This is a genomic window from Streptomyces sp. SN-593, from assembly GCF_016756395.1.
In the GTDB taxonomy this organism is placed as follows: domain Bacteria; phylum Actinomycetota; class Actinomycetes; order Streptomycetales; family Streptomycetaceae; genus Actinacidiphila; species Actinacidiphila reveromycinica.
Map to the genome: position 1 here is coordinate 6,856,104 of NZ_AP018365.1, position 22,690 is coordinate 6,878,793.

At 72.9% G+C, this 22,690-nt stretch carries 19 protein-coding genes; 4 read left to right on the forward strand and 15 right to left on the reverse strand.

The window, feature by feature from the left end; genetic code table 11:
• Positions 1-36: 36 nt before the first annotated feature.
• The 3 genes from RVR_RS29360 to RVR_RS29370 form a co-directional block, all read right to left on the reverse strand.
• Complete coding sequence (locus RVR_RS29360; RefSeq protein ID WP_237405032.1) at positions 37-507, reverse strand: PGPGW domain-containing protein; 471 nt, start codon at positions 505-507, stop codon at positions 37-39.
• A gap of 89 nt (positions 508-596) precedes the next feature.
• Entirely contained in the window at positions 597-1,442 is an 846-nt protein-coding gene (locus RVR_RS29365) for a helix-turn-helix transcriptional regulator (protein ID WP_202236928.1), read from the reverse strand.
• A 98-nt stretch (positions 1,443-1,540) separates the two neighbouring features.
• Positions 1,541-1,957, reverse strand: coding sequence for a hypothetical protein (locus RVR_RS29370; protein ID WP_202236929.1), 417 nt, complete (start codon positions 1,955-1,957; stop codon positions 1,541-1,543).
• Positions 1,958-2,203: 246 nt separating this feature from the next.
• Between RVR_RS29370 and RVR_RS29375 the strand changes: the two genes are divergently transcribed.
• On the forward strand, positions 2,204-2,683 hold the full coding sequence (locus tag RVR_RS29375) for an SCP2 sterol-binding domain-containing protein (protein WP_202236930.1): 480 nt from the start codon (positions 2,204-2,206) through the stop codon (positions 2,681-2,683).
• Positions 2,684-2,702: 19 nt separating this feature from the next.
• Here RVR_RS29375 and RVR_RS29380 read toward each other — a convergent pair whose 3' ends face one another.
• Positions 2,703-3,218 carry an NUDIX domain-containing protein gene (locus RVR_RS29380; protein ID WP_202236931.1) on the reverse strand — a complete coding sequence of 172 codons (516 nt, stop codon included), beginning with the start codon at positions 3,216-3,218 and terminating at the stop codon, positions 2,703-2,705.
• Between the two features lie 85 nt (positions 3,219-3,303).
• On the opposite strand from RVR_RS29380, the gene RVR_RS29385 reads away from it, so the two are divergent.
• Positions 3,304-4,458 (forward strand): glycerate kinase, encoded by a 1,155-nt coding sequence (locus RVR_RS29385; protein ID WP_202236932.1) that lies wholly within the window; start codon positions 3,304-3,306, stop codon positions 4,456-4,458.
• 93 nt (positions 4,459-4,551) lie between these two features.
• On the opposite strand, the gene pssA is transcribed toward RVR_RS29385, so the two are convergent.
• The 10 genes from pssA to RVR_RS29435 all read right to left on the reverse strand — a co-directional run bounded on the left by pssA (position 4,552) and on the right by RVR_RS29435 (position 16,667).
• Positions 4,552-5,394, reverse strand: a complete 843-nt coding sequence (gene pssA / locus RVR_RS29390; protein WP_202236933.1) for a CDP-diacylglycerol--serine O-phosphatidyltransferase — start codon at positions 5,392-5,394, stop codon at positions 4,552-4,554.
• A complete protein-coding gene (locus RVR_RS29395; RefSeq protein ID WP_202236934.1) occupies positions 5,381-6,028 on the reverse strand; it encodes a phosphatidylserine decarboxylase in 648 nt (215 codons plus the stop codon). Before RVR_RS29395 ends, pssA begins: the two co-directional genes overlap by 14 nt.
• 181 nt (positions 6,029-6,209) lie before the next feature.
• Positions 6,210-7,424 carry an acyl-CoA dehydrogenase family protein gene (locus tag RVR_RS29400; protein WP_202236935.1) on the reverse strand — a complete coding sequence of 405 codons (1,215 nt, stop codon included), beginning with the start codon at positions 7,422-7,424 and terminating at the stop codon, positions 6,210-6,212.
• Between the two features lies 1 nt (position 7,425).
• Positions 7,426-7,986, reverse strand: a complete 561-nt coding sequence (locus RVR_RS29405; protein ID WP_202239351.1) for a MaoC family dehydratase — start codon at positions 7,984-7,986, stop codon at positions 7,426-7,428.
• Between the two features lie 2 nt (positions 7,987-7,988).
• A complete protein-coding gene (locus tag RVR_RS29410; RefSeq protein WP_202236936.1) occupies positions 7,989-10,046 on the reverse strand; it encodes a protein meaA in 2,058 nt (685 codons plus the stop codon).
• Between the two features lie 9 nt (positions 10,047-10,055).
• Positions 10,056-11,408, reverse strand: coding sequence for a crotonyl-CoA carboxylase/reductase (gene ccrA, locus RVR_RS29415; RefSeq protein ID WP_202236937.1), 1,353 nt, complete (start codon positions 11,406-11,408; stop codon positions 10,056-10,058).
• Positions 11,409-11,781: 373 nt separating this feature from the next.
• Positions 11,782-12,570 (reverse strand): TetR family transcriptional regulator, encoded by a 789-nt coding sequence (locus RVR_RS29420; protein WP_202236938.1) that lies wholly within the window; start codon positions 12,568-12,570, stop codon positions 11,782-11,784.
• Positions 12,571-12,610: 40 nt separating this feature from the next.
• Entirely contained in the window at positions 12,611-14,389 is a 1,779-nt protein-coding gene (locus RVR_RS29425) for a 3-hydroxyacyl-CoA dehydrogenase family protein (RefSeq protein WP_237405432.1), read from the reverse strand.
• A 597-nt stretch (positions 14,390-14,986) separates the two neighbouring features.
• Positions 14,987-15,517, reverse strand: coding sequence for a GNAT family N-acetyltransferase (locus tag RVR_RS29430; protein WP_237405033.1), 531 nt, complete (start codon positions 15,515-15,517; stop codon positions 14,987-14,989).
• 22 nt (positions 15,518-15,539) lie between these two features.
• On the reverse strand, positions 15,540-16,667 hold the full coding sequence (locus RVR_RS29435; protein ID WP_202236940.1) for an Rv2578c family radical SAM protein: 1,128 nt from the start codon (positions 16,665-16,667) through the stop codon (positions 15,540-15,542).
• A 169-nt stretch (positions 16,668-16,836) separates the two neighbouring features.
• Here RVR_RS29435 and RVR_RS29440 point away from each other — a divergent pair, with 169 nt between their 5' ends.
• On the forward strand, positions 16,837-17,280 hold the full coding sequence (locus RVR_RS29440; RefSeq protein WP_202236941.1) for an SRPBCC family protein: 444 nt from the start codon (positions 16,837-16,839) through the stop codon (positions 17,278-17,280).
• A gap of 97 nt (positions 17,281-17,377) precedes the next feature.
• The gene (locus RVR_RS29445; protein ID WP_430393194.1) at positions 17,378-19,990 is read left to right on the forward strand and encodes an MFS transporter; all 2,613 of its coding nucleotides are present in this window, start codon (positions 17,378-17,380) and stop codon (positions 19,988-19,990) included.
• Positions 19,991-20,483: 493 nt separating this feature from the next.
• Here the strand turns inward: RVR_RS29445 and RVR_RS29450 are convergent, their stop codons facing one another.
• Positions 20,484-22,187, reverse strand: a complete 1,704-nt coding sequence (locus RVR_RS29450) for an MFS transporter (RefSeq protein WP_202236942.1) — start codon at positions 22,185-22,187, stop codon at positions 20,484-20,486.
• Positions 22,188-22,690 lie beyond the last annotated feature (503 nt).

Genomic DNA, 22,690 nt, shown 5'->3' on the forward strand with positions numbered 1-22,690 from the left:
CGGGGGAGCGGGTCGCGGGTGGTGCGGGGCGGGCGGTCAGGCGCGGTGGGTCCGGCGGTAGCTCCACGCCAGCAGACCGAGCAGCACCAGGCCGGAGAGGATCAGGCTGGAGCCGGTGCTCCAGCCGCCGAACGGCAGCCGCGGCACCAGCCGGGCGCCCCACACCACCCCGGCGCCGATCAGCGCGAGCCCGGCCAGCGCCGTGCCGGCGATCCGCCAGGGGGAGGCGACGCTCGCCTCGACGCCCTGCATGGCCCGGACCCGCACCGGTTCCTCGAAGCGGGCCACCGCGGGCACCGCGCGCGAGAGCAGCACCAGTCCGGCCAGCACCAGCAGCATTCCCGGCCCCGGCAGCACCAGCAGGGCCAGCCCGACGAGCAGCAGCAGACCGCCGACGACGCCGAGTACCAGCCGCTTCGCCGGGTGCATCCGCCGGGCCCGGTCCGCCGCGCCGGGCGCACCCTCCCGCCGCGTCCCGCCCTGCCCCGTCCGCCGTGCCGCGCTCACCGCCTCACCGTAACGGCCCGGCGCGCGTGCGGCGCGGCAACGCGCCTGCGCCGGGGACGGTCAGACAGACCCTGGCGGCGCGGCCGGGCTCAGCCGAGGGTGAGCTGCTGGAGGCCGACCACCCGCAGCAGCTCCAGCCGCTCACGGGACTCGCTGCCGGGGCGGGCGGTGTAGATCACCAGCCGCTGGTCGTGCTCCGGGTTGAGCAGCACCTCGCAGTCCAGTTCCAGCAGTCCGACCACCGGGTGCAGGAGGCGTTTGACGTCGCTGCGTCGTACGGCGACCTGGTGGTCGTCCCACATCGCCGCGAACTCCTCGCTGCGCTGCCGCAGTTCGCGCACCAGCGCGGTCAGCCGCGGGTCGTCCGGACGGCGGGCGAACGTGGCGCGCAGGTCGGCCACCGCCGCGCGGGCGGCGCGGTCGCGGTCCTCGGCCGGGAAGCGGTCCCGGGCCGCGGGATCGGTGAAATAGCGCCGTGTGATGTTGCGTTGTGCCTCGGGCCGGGCGGACGCGTCGCCGTGCAGCGCCTTGGCCATCGCGTTCTGCGCCAGCACGTCGCCGATGTCGCTCAGCACCTGCGCGGGGGTGTCGGTCAGCCGGTCGAGCACGAGCAGCAGTCCGGGGCGGACGTGCTCCGTGGCCGGGCGGCCGCCTCGCGGGGGCTCCTCCCCGGCGAGGTGGAAGAGGTGGTCCCGTTCGTCACCGGACAGCCGCAGGGCCCGGGCGACGGCGGCGAGCATCTGGCGCGAGGGGTGCGAGCCCCGGGCCTGCTCCAGCCGCGTGTAGTGGTCGGTGGACATGCCGGCGAGTTGCGCCACCTCCTCGCGGCGCAGCCCGGGGGTACGTCGCCGCGGCCCCTCGGAGAGCCCCACGTCGGCGGGGGAGAGGCGGGTGCGGCACCGGCGCAGGAAGTCGGCCAGCTCGGATCGGTCCACCCCTCCACCATGCCCTGCGGCGCCGTCCCCAGCCAGGGAGAGCTTGTCCCTGGCTGGGGAGCGGGGAGCGGGGGGGCCGGGAGCCGGGACGGGCTCGGTCAGGCGCTCGGGTAGCCGTAGCCCTGGCCGGGCTGGGCGCCGGGCTGCTGAGGGTAGCCCTGCTGCGGGGCGCCGTAGCCGGGGGCCGGCTGCTGGTAGCCCTGCTGATACCCCTGCTGCTGGTAGCCGAGCTGCGGCTGGCCGGCTCCCGGGAAGGCGGCGGCGGGGTCGCGCACCTCGGACAGCGCGCGCTTGAAGATGACCTTGCTGAGGTAGCCGCTGCCGCCGAATATGCACAGGATCACGTACCAGAACTGCTCTGCGCCGGTCATCTGGACCAGGCCGTACTCGCTGAGCGCCTTCTTCGCCGGCACCTTGGCGAGGTAGTACACCCCGAAGTAGATGCAGCCGAGGACGTACCAGAACTTCTCCCAGGACGTGTTGGTGCCGTGCCCGAGGTACTGCCGTTCCGCCATGGGACTTTCCGCCTTCTGTCGCTGTGGTGGCAGGGCCGGGGTCTGCCACCCCGCTCCCTCGCGGAGCAACGCCGACGCCATATGGCCGTCGCCAAGCGAAAAGCCGTCGTCCCCCCGTGCGCAGAATCTTAGGTCGGTGGGTGCACGGATGTCCCGTCCCATTTCCGTAACCCTTGCCAGTTGAGAGGCGGTTCACTAATCTTACTCGCCGGTAAGGTTACTCCGAAGTCAGGAAGAGGCAGATCCATGGCCGCACTTGATGATCTCGACCTGGAGGCGTTGGACTTCGGGGCCGTGGAGCCGCGGGAGTTCGCCCGGATCGTGAAGGGGCTGCCCGGCCGCCGGCTCGCCGAGCTGATGGCCGGACCGCAGCGCCGGCGGGTGCTGGACGAGGTGTTCGGCCGGATGCACACCCAGTTCAAGCCCGAGGCGGCCGGCGGTCGGGACGCCCTGATCCGCTGGCGGATCACCGGCAGCGGCACCGAGCCGGGTGACGGCGACGACGTCTACGAGACGCACATCGCGCAGGGCGCCTGCACCGTGACCTCCGAACGCACCGACCGCACCCCGCAGTTGAGCCTCACCATGGCCGCGCCGGAGTTCCTCAGGCTCGTCTCGGGCAACGCCTCGGGCCCCACCCTGTTCTTCACCCGCAAGCTGAAGGTGAAGGGCGACATCCGGCTGGCGGGCGGCCTGACCTACTTCTTCGACATCCCCCGGGCGTGAACCCGGACCGCGTCCGCGGTCAACTCCCCTGCGGGCCGGCCTGCACCGCCGGGTCGCCGTTGACCAGTTCCACGGTGCCGGTGCCCGCCGCCAGCGCGGCCAGCCCGGCGCGGACGCGGCGAGCGCCGTTCGCGTACAGGTACTGCTCCAGGTCCTCGGGCGCGACCAGCCGCCAGGAGTCCAGTTCCTCCTCCTGGAGCCTGATCGCGGCCAGTTGCCGGTCGTCGAGCACCCCGCCGTCGTACAGGTAGATCGCCAGCGGCGGCCGCCCGGTCCCGCCGATCCAGTCGACCGCGAGCAGCGCGCCGGGCGGCACGTCCAGGCCGATCTCCTCCAGCGTCTCGCGGTGGGCGCCCTGCCGCGGGTTCTCGCCCTGGTCCGACTCGATGGTGCCGCCCGGCAGCGTCCAGGTGCCGTCGTCCCGGTAGTTCGGCTCGACCAGCAGCACCCGGCCGTCGGCGGACCGGAACAGGGTGTTGGCACTGGCCAGGATCTTGGGCAGCGAGGCGATGTACGCGGCGTAGTCGGTGGTCATACGCCCCAACCTACGGGGCGGGCGCCGCAGGTGGGATAAGGTCCGGAACTGGCGCGACGTTCCGTTTCGGATCAGGAGATTGCACGTGTCCGACGCACGACGGCGGCAGGCGGGGCACGTCCTCGTCGCCGCGGACAAGTTCAAGGGCTCGCTGACCGCGGTCGAGGTGGCCGCCCACGTCACCGCCGGGCTGCACCAGGTCGCACCCGGTGTGACGGTGACGTCGCTGCCCGTGGCCGACGGCGGCGACGGCACGGTGGACGCGGCGGTCGCCGGCGGCTTCGAGCGCCGCACCGCGCGGGTGACCGGCCCGCTCGGGGAGCCGGTCGAGGCGGCGTACGCGCTGCGCGGGGACACCGCGGTGGTCGAGATGGCCGAGGCGTCCGGACTGCGGCACCTGCCTCCGGGGGTCTTCGCGCCGCTCACCGCCACCACCTACGGCACCGGTGAGCTGCTGCGCGCCGCGCTCGACGCCGGGGCCCGCACCGTCGTGCTCGGGGTCGGCGGCAGCGCCACCACCGACGGCGGCGCCGGCATGCTCGCCGCGCTCGGCGCGCGGCTGCTGGACGCCGAGGGCGTGCCCGTCGCGCCCGGCGGCGCCGCGCTCGCCGCGCTCGCGACCGCGGACCTGTCGGGGCTGGACGCGCGGCTGGCCGGAGCGGACATCGTGCTGGCCGGCGACGTGGACAACCCGCTGCGCGGGCCCCAGGGCGCCGCGGCGGTCTACGGGCCGCAGAAGGGCGCCTCCGCGCAGGAGGTGGCCCTCCTCGACGGTGCGCTCGGCCAGTACGCCGCCGTGCTCGGGGCCGCCCTGGGCGGCGGGGCGCTCGCCGCCGCCGACGCGCCCGGTGCCGGGGCGGCCGGCGGGATGGGCTACGGCGCCCTCGTCGGGCTGCGCGCGTCCTTCCGGCCCGGGATCGAGGTCCTCCTCGACGTCCTCGGGTTCGCCGCCGCGCTCGACCGGGCCGACCTCGTCATCACCGGCGAGGGCTCCCTCGACGCCCAGACGCTCCACGGCAAGGCGCCGGTCGGGGTCGCGGCGGCGGCCCGCGCCCGTGGGATCGAGGTGGTCGCGGTGTGCGGTCGGCTCGCCCTCTCGCCCGGGGAACTGGCGGGGGCCGGGATCTCCCGCGCCTACCCGCTGGCCGAGCTGGAGCCCGACGTCCGGCGCTGCATGGCCGAGGCGGGCCCGCTGCTGCGCCGCGCCGCCGCCACCCTCGCCCGGGACCTCCTCGTCTGACCCTCGCCGTCTGACCCTCGCCCAGGGCCCGGAACGACTGTGCGGCCCCTTCCACCCGGAAGGAGCCGCACACGGCCAGGGGCCCGGGAGCGCTCAGCGCGCGGTGGCGCGCTCACGACGGTTGGCACGGAACGTGTTCACCCGGCGGGTGGTCGCGAACCCGGGAATCGTGGCCGCGGCCACGCACTGGAGGGCGCATCCGGCCTGGAGGAGCTGGTGCCCACCGGGAATGTCCAGGGTCCAGGCGGCCAGGCACCCCATGCTGACCAGCGTCCAGCAGAACGTGACCAGCGCCAGCCGCCCGCGCGGCTTGGGGTACTCGACGCGGCTCACCATCAGCCACGCCACCCCGACGATCGCCAGCACGGTCGGCACGAAGGGCAGCTCCAGCAGCACCAGCGACACCACGGTCATCGCCCCGAACGGGCTCGGCATCCCCTGGAAGACCCCGTCCCGCAGCGTGGTGCAGGAGAAGCGGGCCAGCCGCAGCACCACCGCGAGGACCACGAGCACCGCCGCGGCGGCGGCCACCTTGCCGTGCGCGTCGTCGGTGACGATGCCCCACACCACGACGAAGTAGGCCGGTGCGAGCCCGAAGCTGATCAGGTCCGAGAGGTTGTCCAGCTCGGCGCCCATCGCCGAGCTGCGCAGCTTGCGCGCGACCAGCCCGTCGAAGAGGTCGAAGACCGACGCCATCAGCATCAGCGTCACCGCGTTGGCCGCGCTGTGCTTGGACATCGCGCTGTCGCCGTGCCCCATCAGGTGCGGGACGAGGACGCCGGTGGTGGTGAAGTAGACGGCCATGAAGCCGCAGATCGCGTTGCCCAGCGTCAGCGCGTCCGCGATCGACAGCCGGGTGGACAGGGGCAGGTCGTCGTCCTGCTCCTCGATCTCGCTGACCCAGTTGCTGTGCGTCTCGTGCTCAGTCACGGTCAAGACGCGTCACCCCAGCCGTCATGGTCTCGCCGACCTCGACCGCGGAGCCCACGCCTTCCGGCAGGTAGACGTCCACCCGGGAGCCGAAGCGGATCAGCCCGATCCGCTCGCCCTGCTCGACCTTGCAGCCGCGCGGCACGTACGGCACGATCCGCCGGGCCACGGCGCCCGCGATCTGGATCACCTCGACGTCACCGATCTCGGTGTCGAAGTGCCAGACCACCCGCTCGTTGTTCTCGCTCTCCTTGTTGAACGCCGGAACGAAGCCGCCGGGGACGTGCTCGACGGAGGTGACCGTGCCGCTGAGCGGGGCGCGGTTCACGTGGACGTTCAGCGGGCTCATGAAGATCGCGACGCGGGTGCGCCCGTCCTTCCACGGCATGACGCTCTGGACCACGCCGTCGGCGGGGGAGACCACCCCGCCCTCGGTGATCTTCCGCTCTGGGTCGCGGAAGAACCACAGCATGCCGGCCGTGAGCACGGTGGCGGGGACGGCCACCGCGGCCCAGCGTCCGGAGCGGCGGGCACGCAGCAGGCCGACGGCCGCCGTGGCCGCGGTCGGCAGGAGCCAAGGCGACGCTCCGCGCGCGAGACCGACCCGGCGGCGAGGTGCAGAGGACTGGCTGTGGGGCATGGAAGACCTTCGTAGCGGAGGGTGCCGCGAAATGCTTCTGGGGACGGCGGCTTTCACTGATGGTATCGGCTGACACCGGCAACTCGGCAAGCTGATGGGCGAGTCGATGGCTGGTTCCCGTGTCCCCGGCCTTCACGCAGTGTGACCCTCATCTCAGGAAAACCGCCGCGAACACGGGCATTCATCCTTGGACACGGTACTCCTCCAACAGCCGCCTCCCGATGATCATTTTCTGGATCTCGGCGGTCCCCTCGCCGATCAGCAGCATGGGAGCCTCGCGGTACAGCCGCTCGATCTCGTATTCCTTGGAGAAGCCGTACCCGCCGTGGATGCGGAAGGCGTCCTCGACGACCTCCTTGCAGTACTCGGAGGCGAGATATTTGGCCATGCCCGCCTCCAGGTCGTTCCGCTCGCCGGAGTCCTTCTTGCGGGCGGCGTTCACCATGAGCTGGTGGGCGGCCTCGACCTTGGTGGCCATCTCGGCCAGCTTGAACTGGATCGCCTGGTGCTGCGCGATCGGCCGGCCGAAGGTGGACCGCTGCTGCGCGTAGGAGATGCCCAGCTCGAAGGCGCGGCGGGCGACCCCGCAGCCGCGCGCGGCGACGTTCACCCGGCCCACCTCGACGCCGTCCATCATCTGGTAGAAGCCGCGGCCGCCGGTCCCGCCGAGCACCCGGTCGGCCGGGATGCGGACGTCCTGGAGGATCAGCTCGGTGGTGTCGACGCCCTTGTACCCCATCTTCTCGATCTTGCCGGGCACGGTCAGCCCGGAGACCTTCGGGTTCGGGCCGAAGCCCGGCTCCTTCTCGATCAGGAAGGTGGTCATCGACCGGTGCGCGGGCGCGTCCGCCGGCCGGCCCTCGTCGGTGCGGCACAGCACGGCCACGAGGTTGGCCGAGCCGCCGTTGGTGAGCCACATCTTCTGGCCGTTGAGGACGTAGGCGTCGCCCTCCCGGACCGCCTTCGTGCGGATCGCGGACACGTCGGAGCCGAGCCCCGGCTCCGACATCGAGAACGCTCCGCGTACGTCGCCGGTGGCCATCTTCGGCAGGAAGTAGTCCTTCTGCTCCTGCGTGCCGTGCTGCTTGATCATGTAGGCGACGATGAAGTGCGTGTTGATGATGCCGGACACGCTCATCCAGCCGCGGGCGATCTCCTCCACCGTGAGGGCGTAGGTCAGCAGCGACTCGCCGAGCCCGCCGTACTCCTCGGGGATCATCAGACCGAAGATGCCCAGCTCCTTCAGGCCCGCGACGATCTCGGTCGGGTAGGCGTCCTGGTGCTCCAGCTCGGTCGCGACCGGCAGGATCTCCTTGTCGACGAAGGAGCGCACCGTGGCGAGGATCTCCTGCTGGACGTCGGTCAGGCCATCGGTCTGCGCGAGGCGGTCGGCCATGTCACTTCCCTCCCCGGGAGTCGGTGCCGGCATCGGTGCCGGTGGCGGTGCCGGCATCGGTGCCGGCGGGTTCGGGGCGGCCGGGCTGCTCGCCCCCGCGCTCCTCGACGTACGCGGCGGTCGGCACCATCACCTTGCGGCGGAAGACGCAGACCAGGGTGCCGTCCTGCTTGTAGCCGCGGGTCTCCACCTCGACGATGCCGCGGTCGTCCTTCGACTTCGACGGCCGCTTGCCGAGCACGGTCGTCTCGCCGTAGACGGTGTCGCCGTGGAAGGTGGGTGCCACGTGCCGCAGCGACTCGACCTCCAGGTTGGCGATCGCCTTCCCCGACACGTCGGGCACGGACATGCCCAGCAGCAGCGAGTAGACGTAGTTGCCGACCACCACGTTGCGGCCGAAGTCCGTGGTGTTCCCGGCGTAGTGCGCGTCCAGGTGGAGCGGGTGGTGGTTCATGGTGAGGAGGCAGAAGAGGTGGTCGTCGTACTCGGTGACCGTCTTGCCGGGCCAGTGCCGGTAGACCGCGCCGACCTCGAACTCCTCGTAGGTGCGCCCGAACTGCACAGTCATACCTCCAGCTTGTTCGCTCGGCGGATCTCGTCCACGATCCGGCCGATGATCCCGGTGATGCCGAAGTCCTTCGGCGTGAAGACGGCCGCCACGCCGGCCGCCCGCAGGTCCGCCGCGTCCGCGGCCGGGATGATGCCGCCGACGATCACCGGGATGTCGTCCACCCCGGCCCGCCGCAGCCGGCCGAGCACGTCCGGCACCAGGGCCGCGTGCGACCCGGACAGGATCGACAGGCCCACGCAGTGCACGTCCTCGGCGACCGCCGCGGAGACGATCTGCTCGGGGGTCAGCCTGATCCCCTGGTAGACCACCTCGAAGCCGGCGTCGCGGGCGCGCACCGCGATCTGCTCGGCGCCGTTGGAGTGCCCGTCCAGGCCCGGCTTGCCGACCAGCAGCCGCAGCCGTCCGCCGCCGAGTTCGGCCGCGGTCGCGGCCACCTTCCGCCGTACGTCCGCGAGTTCGCCGCTCGCCTCGGCGCTCACCGCGACCGGGGCGCCGCTCACCCCGGTGGGCGCGCGGAACTCGCCGAACACGTCGCGCAGCGCCGAGGCCCACTCGCCGGTCGTCACCCCGGCCCGCGCGCACTCCAGGGTGGCGGGCATCAGGTTCTCCGCACCGGCCGCGGCGCCCCGCAGGGTGACGAGCGCCTTGTCCACCCGCGGCTGGTCCCGGGACAGCCGCCAGTCGTGCAGCGCGGCCACCACCCGGGCCTCGCCCGCCGGGTCCACCGTCATGATCGCCCGGTCCAGGTCCGCGGTGAGCGGGTTGGGCTCGGTGGACTCGTGGATGTTGACGCCGACGATCTTCTCCGCGCCGGACTCGATCCGCGCCCGCCGCTCCGCGTGCGAGGCGACCAGTTGCGACTTGAGGTAACCGGACTCCACCGCGGCCATCACGCCGCCCAGTTCGGCGATGTGCGCCATCTCCGCGGTGGCCTGCTCGACCAGTTCGCCGACCTTCGCCTCGACCACGTGGCTGCCGGCGAAGATGTCGTCGTACTCCAGCAGGTCGCTCTCGTGCGCCAGCACCTGCTGGATGCGCAGGCTCCACTGCTGGTCCCAGGGCCGGGGCAGGCCCAGCGCCTCGTTCCAGGCGGGCAGTTGCACCGCGCGGGCGCGGGCGTCCTTCGACAGCGTGACGGCCAGCATCTCCAGCACGATGCGCTGGACGTTGTTCTCCGGCTGGGCCTCGGTGAGTCCGAGCGAGTTGACCTGCACGCCGTACCGGAAACGGCGCTGCCTGGGGTTCCGCACCCCGTACCGCTCGCGGGTGACGTCGTCCCAGATCCGGCCGAAGGCGCGCATCTTGCACATCTCCTCGACGAACCGGACGCCCGCGTTCACGAAGAACGAGATCCGCGCGACCACGTCGCCGTGCCGCTCCTCCGGGATCCGGCCGGACGCGAACACCGCGTCCAGCACGGCGATCGCGGTGGACATCGCGTACGCGATCTCCTGGACCGGGGTCGCCCCGGCCTCCTGGAGGTGGTAGCTGCAGATGTTGATCGGGTTCCACTTGGGGATGTGGTTCACCGCGTACGTGATCATGTCCGTGGTCAGCCGCAGCGAGGGGCCGGGCGGAAAGACGTGGGTGCCGCGGGACAGGTACTCCTTGACGATGTCGTTCTGCGTGGTGCCCTGGAGCGTGGCGATGTCGGCGCCCTGCTCCTCGGCGACGACCTGGAGCAGCGCGAGCATCCACATCGCGGTGGCGTTGATCGTCATCGAGGTGTTCATGCGCTCCAGCGGGATGTCCTCGAACAGCCGCCGCATGTCGCCCAGATGGGATATCGGCACGCCGACCCGGCCGACCTCGCCGAGGGCCAGCACGTGGTCGGGGTCGTAGCCGGTCTGCGTCGGCAGGTCGAACGCCACCGACAGACCGGTCTGCCCCTTGGCGAGGTTCCGCCGGTACAGCGCGTTGGACGCCTCGGCGCTGGAGTGCCCGGCATAGGTCCGCATCAGCCACGGCCGGTCGCGCTGCCTTCCCGGCTCGCTCGCCTCCGGGGGTGCCGTTTTCGTCGCGTCGGCCTGCGGGTTCTGGTGGTACGTCATGTGACCGCCTCACGCGTCCTTGAAGCGGTTGATGGCCGGCAGGTGGCGGGCGCGCAGCTCGGGGTCGGTGACGCCCAGGCCCTCGCGCGGGGCGAGCGCGAGCACGCCGACCTTGCCCTGGTGGAGGTTGCGGTGCACGTCGTACGCGGCCTGGCCGGTGTCCTCCAGCCGGTAGGTCCTCGACAGCGTCGGGTGGATCCTCCCCTTGGCGATCAGGCGGTTGGCCTCCCACGCCTCGCGGTAGTTGGCGAAGTGCGAGCCGACGATCCGCTTCAGGCTCATCCACAGGTAGCGGTTGTCGTACTCGTGGGTGTAGCCGCTGGTGGAGGCGCAGGTGACGATGGTCCCCCCTTTGCGCGCGACGTAGACCGACGCGCCGAACGTCTCGCGGCCGGGGTGCTCGAAGACGATGTCGACGTCCTCGCCGCCGGTCAACTCCCTGATCCTGCCGCCGAAACGCTTCCACTCGCGCGGGTCCTGGTGCCGGTCGTCCTTCCAGAACCGGTACCCCTCGGCCGACCGGTCGATGACCGCCTCGGCGCCCATCCGCCGGCAGATCTCGGCCTTCTGCGGGCTGCTGACCACGCAGACCGGGTTGGCGCCGCCGGCCAGCGCGAACTGCGTGGCGTACGACCCCAGTCCGCCGCTCGCGCCCCAGATGAGCACGTTGTCGCCCTGCTTCATGCCGGCGCCGTTGCGGGAGACCAGCTGCCGGTAGGCGGTGGAGTTGACCAGCCCGGGTGCGGCGGCCTCCTCCCAGGACAGGTGCGCCGGCTTGGGCATCAGCTGGTTCGCCTTGACCAGCGCGATCTCCGCCAGCCCGCCGAAGTTCGTCTCGAAGCCCCAGATCCGCTGCTCCGGGTCGAGCATGGTGTCGTCGTGGCCGTCGGCCGACTCCAGTTCGACGCTCAGGCAGTGCGCCACCACCCGGTCGCCGGGATGCCACTTGTTCACGCCGGGACCGGTGCGCAGCACCACGCCGGCCAGGTCGGAGCCGATCACGTGGTAGGGCAGGTCGTGCCGGGCGGCGAGCGGCGAGGTGCGGCCGTACCGCTCCAGGAAGCCGAAGGTGGAGACCGGCTCGAAGATCGAGGTCCACACCGAGTTGTAGTTGACCGAGCTGGCCATGACGGCCACCAGGGCCTCTCCCGGGCCGAGTTCGGGCACCGGGACCTCGTCCAGGTGGAGCGACTTGCGCGGGTCCTTGTCGCGGGACTCCAGTCCGGCGAACATCCCCGCCTCGTCCTTGTGCACGGTCACCGCCCGGTACGACGCGGGCAGCGGCAGGGCCGCGAAGTCGGCGGCGGTGGCATCCGGTGCCTGGATCACGTCCAGGACTTCCCTCGTGGAACTCGTCGTCATGTGGCTCGCCTCCGGCGGAGCGTATCGGGCGTCGCCGCGCGTCTCGCGGCAGCGCCCGAGCGGGGAACGCTGTGTCGATGGGATGGAGGTGCCGTCGTCGGTTCGGCGCACAGAAGGGGATTCGGCCCGGGCCTGGGGGACAGGTGCCCGGACTACGGATACGGTATGGCACTGCGTGCCAGCCGTAAAGACACTGCGTGCCAGTATTTTTTCTCAAGTGTCGCCCGGGCGTCACCGATGAGCAACGCGGGCGCCGTCCGCCCCGGGAACGCCGCCGTCCGCCCCGGGAACGCCGACGGCCGCCCGGAGACACTCCGGACGGCCGGGGCCGCGGCAGGACCGGACGGGTCCTCGCGCGGGGTGCGGACAGGCGCTACGCCTTGCGCAGCACCTCCTCGATGCTGCGCAGGATCTCCGCTGGGGAGGCGTCCGTGCGGGCCACCGCGACCACCACCTCGCCCTGCCGGGAGACGGCCGTGGTGCCGCCGGTGCCGGCCCGGGAGGGTATCCGCCCCGCCCCGATCCCGGTGCCGAAGGTCGCCTTGATCACGTCGAAGGCGTGGTCGAGCTGCGCCTCGACGTCGCCCTTGCCGTCCGCCCGCAGCCAGCGCCGCAGCACGTGGTTGTGGGCGGCCACCACCGCGGAGGCGGCGACCTCCGCGAGCAGCGGGTCGTCGTCGCCGTCGCGGTGCGCCCCCTCGTCGAAGTGGCCCAGCAGGTAGCGGGTGAACAGTCGCTCGTACCGGGCCACCGAGGCGATCTCCCGCTCCCGCAGGGTGGGCACCTCACGGGTCAGCCGGTAGCGCTCGACCGACACCTCGGGCATGTTCGCGTACATCCGCAGCACCTCGGTGATGCCGCGGCAGACCGTGTCCAGCGGGTGTTCGTGCGGATCGGCGGAGTCCAGCACCGCCTGCACCCGGACCAGGGTGTCGTCGTGGTCCGGGAAGATCGCCTCCTCCTTCGACCGGAAGTGCCGGAAGAAGGTGCGCCGGGCCACCCCGGCGCTGGCGGCGATCTCGTCGACGGTGGTGGCTTCGTAGCCCTGGGTCGCGAACAGCCTCATGGCCGCTGACGCGATGTCCTGCCGTACCCGTTGGCGCTGGGCGGCCGCGCGGCGGCCGCTCGCGGTCTCGGTGGCGGACTTCACACTCTGGGGCATGCGGGGAACGTAACACGTACGGTCGCCGGTGATCGACGGATCATCCCTTCGGCCGCCCCGACGACCCGCCGGCGGCGGTGGAAGGGCGCGAGGCGTACTCGCGGAAGCCGCGGCCGGTCTTGCGCCCGAGACAGCCCGCCGAGACCAGGTGCTCCAGCAGCGGCGCCGGGGCGAGGCCCGGATCGCGGAACTCGTCGTGCAGCACCTGCTCGATCGCCAGGGAGACGTCCAGGCCGACCACGTCCAGGAGTTCGAAGGGGCCCATCGGGTAGCCGCCGCCCAGCTTCATCGCGGCGTCGATCGCGTCCACGGTCGCGTAGTGGTCCTGCACCATCTTCACCGCGTTGTTCAGGTACGGGAAGAGCAGCGCGTTCACGATGAAGCCGGCCCGGTCGCCGCAGTCCACCGGGTGCTTGCGCAGCGCCCCGCTCACCTCGTGTGCCGTCGCCACCACGTCGTCCGCGGTCAGCACCGTGCGCACCACCTCGACCAGCTTCATCGCCGGCGCCGGGTTGAAGAAGTGCAGCCCCACCACGTCCTGGGGCCGCCCGGTGGCCCGCGCGACCGCCACCACCGGCAGCGAGGACGTGGTGGTCGCCAGCACCGCGCCCGGCCGGCACACCTTGTCCAGCACCCGGAACAGCTCCTGCTTCACGTACAGGTCCTCCGCCACCGCCTCCACCACGAGGTCGGCGCCGGCGAACGCGTCGTACGACCCCGACGGCGTCACCCGCGCCACCGCCGCGTCGCGCTGCTCCGGCGTGATCCGCCCCTTGGCCACCGACCGGTCAAGCGAGGCCGCCAGCCGCTCCACCGCCTGCCGCGCCTTCTCCGGGCTCCTGGCCGCCAGCGCCACCTCGAACCCGGCCTTCGCGAAGACCTCGGCGATGCCGGTGGCCATGGTGCCGGAGCCCGCCACCCCGACCGAGCGGACCGTACGGCCGCGGGCGCCGCCGCTCCGCTCGCCCGGCGTCTCGGCGTCCGGCACCACCGTGCCGGAACCGGGGGCGTCGTAGCGGTAGAAGCCGCGCCCGGACTTGCGCCCCAGCAGCCCGGCCGCGGTGAGCTGCCGCAGCACCGGCGCGGGCGCGTGCAGCCGGTCCCGGCTCGCCTCGTACATCGCCTCCAGGACCGTGGTGGCGGTGTCCACGCCGATCAGGTCGAGCAGCGCCAGCGGGCCCATCGGCAGCCCGCAGCCCAGCCGCATCGCCGCGTCGATGCCCTCCCGGGTGGCGTACCGCGCCTCGTACATCGCCGCGGCCTGGTTCAGGTAGCCGAACAGCAGGCCGTCCGCGATGAAGCCCGCGCGGTCGCCGACCGGAACCGGCTCCTTGTCCAGGCTGCGCACCAGCGCGGTCACCGCGCGGGTCGCCTCGGGCGCCGTGAGCACCGTGGAGACCACCTCGACCAGCTTCATCGCCTGCGCGGGCGCGAAGAAGTGCAGGCCGAGCACGCGGTCGGGCCGGCCGGTCTCGGCCGCCAGGCGTGTCACCGACAGCGCGTTGGTGCCGGTCGCGAGGATCGCCTCCGGCTTGACGACGCGGTCCAGCCTGGTGAACACCTCGCGCTTGACGTCATAGCGCTCGGAGACCACCTCGATCACCAGGTCGGCCGCCGCGGCCGCCCGCAGTTCGGGGAAGGTGCGGAACCGCGCGAGCACGTCGGCCCGTTCGGCCATGCTCAGCCGGCCGCGCTCGACCAGGTGGACGGTGCGTGCCTCCAGCGCGGCGACGGCGCGGCGGGCGGCGGCGGCGTCGGTGTCGATGCCGACCACCTCGTGGCCGGCGCAGGCGAGCACCTCGGCGATGCCGGTGCCCATGGTGCCCAGGCCGACCACGGCCACCACGGCGGGCAGGACGGGCGGTTCGCAGCCGGAGCCGGAGGCGGAGGCGGATGCCGCGCCGGGGTGTTCCCCGGGCCGGGGGGAGGGCGCGGAAGCGGCGCCGGCGGTCGGGTCGGTCGGGGCAGAGGCGGTGGGACGGTCCATCGCGTGACTCCAGGGATGGCGAGAGCCGCGCCGCGCAACGCGCGGGCGCACGGCAGAGGGATGAGTGGAGCCGCGGGCCTGACCGCAGGAGAAGGTGCGAGTGCGCGCCCGCGCGAGTCGGCGGGCCCTGTCCCGGGGCCACGCCGCGAAGTGCCGAACCGACAACGGCAGCCGCAGAGCGGCCGGTTCACCGGCCGCCGTGCGTGTCCTCCGACTGTAACCCGTGAGTAACTTGACCGCCAGCCTTTCGCGCATGTGATTTCCGCGCGCGACAGATGAGCGGGAGGCGGGTGCGGATGTGGTTCCGGCTTCTGGTGCGGTCTCGGCTCCGGGTGCCGCGTGCGGGCGTGGGCGGTCCGGGCGGGGTGCTACCCGAGCGCGCGGGTGTAGGGGGGACCAGGACCCGGGCGGAGCTGCCGCTCCTGGGCGCTACCCGAGCGCGCGGGTGTAGCGGGTCTCCTCGACCGGGACGCCGTCGTACAGCTCCGTCATGGTCGCGCCGTCGGGCCGGAAGCCCGCGGCGGCGTAGAAGCGGCGCGCCCGCGCGTTGCCGGTCAGGACCCACAACGCGAGCCGGGTGCGGCCGAGTTCGGCCGAGCGGCGGATCGCCTCCGCGGTGAGCGCGCGCCCGGTGCCGGTGCCGATCCGGTCCGGCCGCACGTACAGCGCGTACAGCTCGCCGACCGCCGCGCCGGTGTCCTCCCCGCGGTAGGGCCCGAAGGCCGCCCATCCGACCAGGGACGCGGTGCCGTCGGGCGCGGCCTCCTCGGCGACCAGGTTGTGCACCCGCCCCGCCGACCGCGCGAGCCACTCCCGGCGCCGCGCGGCGTCCTCGGCCGGGTCCATCGCGTCGAGGTAGCCCTGCGGCAGCAGTCCGGCGTAGGCGTGCCGCCAGCCCAGGACGCGGATCGCCGAGACGTCCGCCACGTCCGGCTCGCCCATCGCCCTGATCCGCAGCATGGGCCGCATTCTAAAGGGCGCGTCACATCAAGGTGAGCTGCGTGTTCTCCGGCGGCGCCGTCCCCGGCGCTCCGGCCGGCGGCTCCCGCTCCGCCCCGTCCCCGACGCCGGCCCCGTCCCCGACGCCGGCCCCGTCCCCGACGCTGGCCCCGTCCCCGACGCCGACCCCGTTCCCGGCCGTGGTCCGGCCTCGCGCCGCCCCGAGCCGCGCCGGGCCGCAGCCGAACTCCGCCGCGAACTCGTGCACCTGCCGGGTGACCTGCCGCTGGTACCACTTCGGCGCGTACGAGCCGCCCGCGTACAGCGCTTCGTAGCGCCGTACCAGGTGGGGGTGGTGCCGCCGCAGCCACGCGGTGTACCACTCCCGCGCGCCCGGACGCAGGTGCAGCACCAGCGGCGTCACCGAGGTGGCGCCGGCCGCGGCGATCGCCCGTACCGCCGCACGCAACTGCTCGGGGGAGTCGCTGAGGAAGGGCAGCACCGGTGCCATCAGCACCCCCGTGGGTATGCCGTTCTCACTGAGGGTGCGGCAGACCGCCAGGCGCGTCTCGGGGGAAGGCGTGCCCGGTTCGACGCTGCGCCACAGCTCGCCGTCCAGGAAGCCGATCGACAGTGCGACGGACACATCGGTGACGCTCGCGGCCTGCCGCACCAGTTCGAGGTCCCGCAGGATGAGGGAGCCCTTGGTGAGGATCGAGAAGGGGTTCGCCCGGTCGCGCAGGGCGGTGAGGATGCCGGGCATGAGCTGGTAGCGGCCCTCGGCCCGCTGGTAGCAGTCCACGTTGGTGCCCATGGCGACGTGGTCGCCCTGCCAGCGGGGCGCGGCCAGCTCGCGGCGCAGCAGCTCCGGGGCGTTGACCTTCACCACGATCTGCGAGTCGAAGTCGTGGCCGGTGTCCAGGTCCAGGTAGCTGTGCGTCTTGCGGGCGAAGCAGTAGACACAGGCGTGCGAGCAGCCGCGGTAGGGGTTGACCGTCCACTCGAACCGCATCCGCGAGGTGCCCGGCACCCGGTTGAGGATCGAGCGGGCCCGCACCTCGTGGAAGGTGATGCCCCGGAACTCGGGGGTGTCGAACGTGCGTGTCGTCACCGCCGAGGTCCCGAAGAGCGCACCCGCGGAGCCCTCGGCGTCCAGCCCGTCCCAGCGCATCGCGCCCTCCTTCCGTCGTCCGGCCCCCACCGGCGGTCCCGTGGCCGCCCTCGCCGTCCACAATAGAACAGATTTTCGATAAGCGAGTGTGGTTGGCTGGTGTGTCGCGTGACGCACACGCGCAGCAAGCACCCCGATGCCCGCAGGGGCATGGACCCGAGGAGAAGTCATGGCGCTGGTCGAGGCCACCACGGAGCGGATCGTCGCGGCGGAGCCGGAGCGGGTGTTCGCCGCCCTGGCCGACTACGCCGGCACCCGCGGCCGGGTCCTGCCCGGTCAGTACAGCGAGTACGAGGTCCGCGAGGGCGGCGAGGGCGCGGGCACCGTCGTGCACTGGAGGCTCCAGGCCACCAGCAAGCGGGTGCGCGACTGCCTCTTCGACGTGACCGCACCCGCCCCCGGGCAGCTCGTCGAGACCGACCGCAACTCCTCGATGGTGACCACCTGGACCGTCGCCCCGGCCGGCGAGGGGCGCAGCAAGGTGGTCAACGCGACCGTGTGGCAGGGCGCCACCGGCGTCGGCGGCTTCTTCGAGCGGACGTTCGCCCCCAAGGGCCTCAACGCCATCCACGGCGAGGTGCTCGCCAAGCTCGCCGCCGAGGTGGAGCAGTAACTCCGGCGGTACTCGCCCGGTTTCGCGGTCATTCACCGATAAGGGTGGTTTCCGCAACTTCCTGAGACTCCCCGGGTCCGTCCGTCGTTGTCGCCTCATGGCGGGAGACGGTGGTGGAACAGGTGGGACGAGGGGAGTGGCAGTGAGCGGCGGCACACTGATCGAGCGACTGGGGGAACCCCGCCCGGACGAAGTCCTGGGCGAGGGCGGGCCGGTGCAGGCACCGGTCGGCGGGCCGGCGGGCGGCCCGGAGGGCGGTGCGGCCGAGCCGCCCGAAGGGTCGGCCGCCGGCCCGGCCGGAGTGCGGGGCACCCTCACCCCGCGCCAACTCCGGCTGGTCTTCGTGGGGCTGATGCTCGCCCTGCTGCTGGCCGCCCTGGACCAGATGATCGTGGCGACGGCGCTGCCCAAGATCGTCGGCGAGCTGCACGGCCTGGACCGGATGTCCTGGGTCGTCACCGCCTACCTGCTCGCGTCCACCATCGGCCTGCCGATCTACGGGAAGCTCGGCGACCTGCTCGGCCGCAAGAGCGTCTTCCAGTTCGCGATCCTGACCTTCGTGATCGGCTCGGCACTCGCCGCCTGGTCCCAGACCATGAACGAGCTGATCGCCTTCCGCGCGGTCCAGGGCATCGGCGGCGGCGGACTCATGATCGGCGTGCAGGCGATCATGGCCGACATCGTGCCGCCCCGCGAACGCGGCCGGTACATGGGTCTGATCGGCGCCGCCTTCGGCGTCGCGTCGGTCGCCGGACCGCTGCTGGGCGGCTTCTTCACCGACCACGCCTCCTGGCGCTGGTGCTTCTCGATCAACGTGCCCTTCGGCCTGGTCACCCTCCTCGTGGTCAGCCTGGTGCTCAAGCTGCCCAAACCGGCCTCGCGGCCGCGGCTGGACGTGCTGGGGGCCCTGCTGCTGGCGGCCGGCTCGACCTGCCTGGTGCTGCTGACCACCTGGGGCGGTTCCACCTACGGCTGGCGGTCGAAGGAGATCCTCGGTCTCGGCGCGGGCACCGTCGTGTGCGTGCTGCTCTTCGCGCTCGTGGAGCGGTTCGCCGCCGAACCCGTCATCCCGCTGCGGCTGTTCCGCGACGGGGTGTTCAACACCTCGGCGCTGATCGGCGCCGTGGTCGGCGTCGCGCTCTTCGGCGCCGCCAGCTACCTGCCGACCTTCCTCCAGATGGTCGACGGCGCCAGCGCCACCGGCTCGGGGCTGCTCATGCTCCCGATGATGCTCGGCGTCGTGGTCGCCTCCATCGGAGGCGGCCAGCTCATCAGCCGCACCGGCCGCTACAAGATCTTCCCGATGGTGGGCAGCGCGCTGTCCGCGATCGGCATGTACCTGCTGTCCCGGCTGGACGCCGACACCGGACGCCCCGAGTACAGCGCCTACATGGCGGTGCTCGGCCTCGGCATCGGCATGATCCTGCCGGTCCTGGTGCTCGCCGTGCAGAACTCGGTCCGGCCCGCCGACATCGGCTCCGCGACCAGCGCCAACAACTACTTCCGGCAGATCGGCGGCTCGGTCGGCGCCGCGGTCTTCGGCACCCTGTTCGCCAACCGGCTCAGCCACCAGCTCGCCGCCGACCTGCCGCACGGCGTGCGACTGCCCGACCCCGAGTCGGTCACCCCCCAACTGGTCCGCACCCTGCCCGCGCCCCTGCGCGACGGATACGTGCACGCGTACTCCGACGCCATGCCGCGGATCTTCCTCTACCTGGTGCCGGTCCTCGTCCTCGGCTTCCTCATCACCTTCCTGCTCAAGGAGAAACCCCTGGTGACCCAGCACGGCCCGGCCGCTCAGGCGGCGTACGAACCCGGATTCGACCCCGGGTACGAATCCCCCTACGAGTCCGGCCACGACCCCGTGTACGGCGCGGGGCCCGCGACCGCCACGATCGCCCCCGGCGGGCCCGCCCCCGACTCCCCGGTGCCCGGCGCCCGGCGCGGCCAGGGCGGCGTCCCCGTCTGCGGCACCGTCCAGCACTCCGACGGCACCACCGTCGGCCGCGCCGCACTGACCCTGATCGACGGCTCCGGCCGCCAGGTCGGCCGCGGTGCCACCGCCGAGGACGGCAGGTACGCCCTGAGCACCCCCGGGCCCGGCAGCTACGTCCTGATCGCCGCGGCCGGCGGGCACCAGCCGCAGGCCGTCACCGTCGCCGTCGGCGAACACCCGGTCGAGCTCGACGTGGTGCTCGGCGGCGCCGGCCGGCTGGCCGGCACCGTGCACACCGCCGACGGCACCCCGGTACGGGACGCGATCGTCACGCTCACCGACGTGCGAGGCGACGTGGTGGCCACCTCGCGCAGCGGGCGCGAGGGCGTCTACACGCTCACCGACCTCGTCGCGGGGGAGTACACCCTCGCGGCCAGCGCGCCCGCCTACCGGCCGGCCGCGCTCCCCGTCACCGTCCAGGCGTCGCGCGAGACCCGGCAGGACGTCGAACTGGCCGGCGGGGCCTCGCTGCGCGGCATCGTGCGCGCACCCGGCGGCCGTCTCGTGGAGGACGCCCGGGTCACCCTCCTCGACGCCGCCGGGAACGTGGTGGACTCCGTCACCACCGGCGCGGACGGCCACTTCCGCTTCGTCGACCTGGCGGCGGGGGAGTACACCGTCATCGCCGCGGGGTACCCGCCGGTGGCCACGGTCCTCCAGGTCGCCGGGGGCGGTCGCACCGAGCGGGACCTCCAACTCGGCCACGCCGACTAGGGCCTAGCGGCGGGATCCGCCGGACAGGCCCTGGCCGGCTCCTGCCGGTTGCTGCGGACGGCCCGAGCCGTCCCTCCCGGGCGCCCTGCCCTCGATTCCGGGACCACCTGCCCGGTGGGCTGCTGGTCGTGCCCTTCCCCGCGCCCCTGAGTGCGTGCGGCCCCCACGGAGGGCCGCCCCTCAGGGGTCGCGGGGATTCGTGCGTCGGCCCGGAAGGAGGCGCAGGTACGCCCCGGAAGGAGGCGCAGGTACGCCCCGGAGGGAGGGGCAAGGTGCGCAGGGCCGCGGAGAACCGCGCGCTCGGCCGCGGTGCACCGTCAGGCCGGTGTGCGGCGCATGGGCCGGCACCCGGGGTCGCGGAGAACCGCGCGCCCAGGAGGACACCGGGTGGTGGCCGGAGCAGCCCGGGGCACCCCGGCGGCGGGCCGCCGTGAGCCCGCGCCGACCGCAGGGTCCGGGAACCCCCCAAGGGTCACACCGGGGGGCAGCCGGCTCAACCCCCGGAGGACGCCGTCGGCTCGCGACCCGTACCGTCCTGGATCTGCGCCTTGTCGCACTGGGTTCCGCGGATCAACGCGTAGGTCCCGCCGATCTTGTACGTACCGGGCTCGGGCGCGTACAGGCGCGTCCAGTCCCCGTCGGGTGCCAGGCACCCGCTGTCGTTGTCGGTCGCGCCCTCGATCCCGAGGACCGGCGACCACGGGATGCGCAGCAGCACCGACCCGCTGTTCGGCATCGTGACGGTCAGCTCGGCCGGCCCGGCCTGGTCCACCACGGCGGGCGGGTCCGCCATCGGGTCCGCCCCCGCCACGGAGTACACCTGCCAGTCGGCGTCGTGCCAGACCTCGGTCATCCAGGGCTGTCCCGCCGCCACCAGCTTCGCCTCCGCGACGGCGGCGCCGTCCGGCTGGGCGACGGACGGCAGCACCACGTAGTTGACGCTCCAGCGCCGCAACCAGTCCCGGTAGGTGTCGGCGGTCAGCGTGCCGTCGTAGAACAGCGGGTTGCGCTCGACGTCCGCCTGCCGGTTCCAGCCCCGGGCGAGGTTCACGTACGGCGACAGGCCGGACGCCTCCCAGTGCGACCGCAGCGGCACCACCTCCACCCGGCCCCGGTCCGCGTGCAGGGTGCCCAGCTCGTGGATCAGCGACGACGCGTGCACCGAGGAGGAGGTCGCCGACGTGGTGACCTGGTCGACTATCGGCTTCGCAATCTGCCAGGACGCGGTTCCGGCGAACGCCAGCCACAGCACCAGCGCCCGCTTGGTGCCCCAGGTGCTCGCCATCGCCACGACCAGCAGGATCGTGCCGCCGTAGAGCAGCGCGAGGCGTTCCACGTTGCTGCCGATCGGCGAGGGGATGACGAAGGTCAGCGCCACGCCCAGCGCGTACACCCAGGAGCCCAGGTGGATGGCCTTCCACGCCTTGGGCACCGCGAGCGCGATCGCCACCGACACCGCGAACGGGATGATGGCGAAGTACCACTTGAAGGGCTGCACGCCGTAGAACGGGAAGAGCAGCGAGGTCGCGCCGACCACCAGCGGCGGGGCGGCGGCCAGGATGTAGGCGTCCTTGCGCCGGCCGGTCAGGAACAGGGCCGCGGCCACCACGAGCAGGAAGAGCCCGGCGACCGGGCTGCACATCGTGGCGAAGGCCGCCATCGCCGTCGCCAGCGCCAGCCGCGGCGACCTGCCGCGCGCGGCCCGCTCCGCGGGGTAGAGCACCACGGTGGCGACCACCGCGAACAGCATGCCCAGCGCGAAGGTGACCCGCCCGGAGACGACATCACCCCAAAGAGCGAACGTCGTCCACAGCACCGGCACCAGGGGCCGCTTCACCCGGGCCCGCATCAGCATCGCCGCCGAGAACGTCGCGGTGAGCGTGCCGGCGATCACACCGGTCATCCGCACCCCGAGCGCGGCCATGATGTAGGGCGACAGGATGCTGTAGGAGGCCGGGTGCATGCCGCCGTACCACGACAGGTTGTACGACGCGGCGGGGTGCGCCTTTATGAACTCCGTCCACGCGTACTGGGCGGCCATGTCGCCCGAGTCCTTGGCCAGGTACAGGGCCCACAGCACGTGCAGCACCGCGGCCAGCAGCGTGGCGACGACCACCGGGTGGCGAAGATCGACCCGCCGCAGCAGGCCCCTCGGTCCGCGGACGACGGCGACGCGCGCGGGCTGCCAGGTGGTCACGTGGCCTCTTCCGTAGCGGGTGCGGAGTGTCCCGGCCGGGTCCCGTCCGGCGGGGCCGGACTCCCACCGTGACAAGAGTTCGAACACAGGCTTTGGACGCTAGCACGCTCGGAACGGTTGCCACCGTGCGGGCGTACCCGGGATGCGCGCTGTTCCCTCCCCCACGGGCGCGCTCCGGCCGCACTGTGGTAAGGGCACCGCGCACGTCCGGGCATCGCGCACCGCGCCCACGGGGGCGTCCTCCCGCGCCGGCTCCGGGAACTTCGCCGCACCGGTCGCGGGCACGGTCCCGGGACCGTCACGGCGGCGACCCGGGACCGTCACGAAAGGGACCCGGGACCGTCACGGCAGCGAGCCCAACGAACCACGGACCGCCGCGATCCGCCACTGGTTTTCGGTCGGCGCCGCGGTGTCCCCGGGGCGGCCGCGGAAGGCTCCCGCGGGCCCCTCCGAGGGCGTCCGGAAGGTGCGCGGAGAGCGAACGGCCGCTGCCCGAAGCCGAG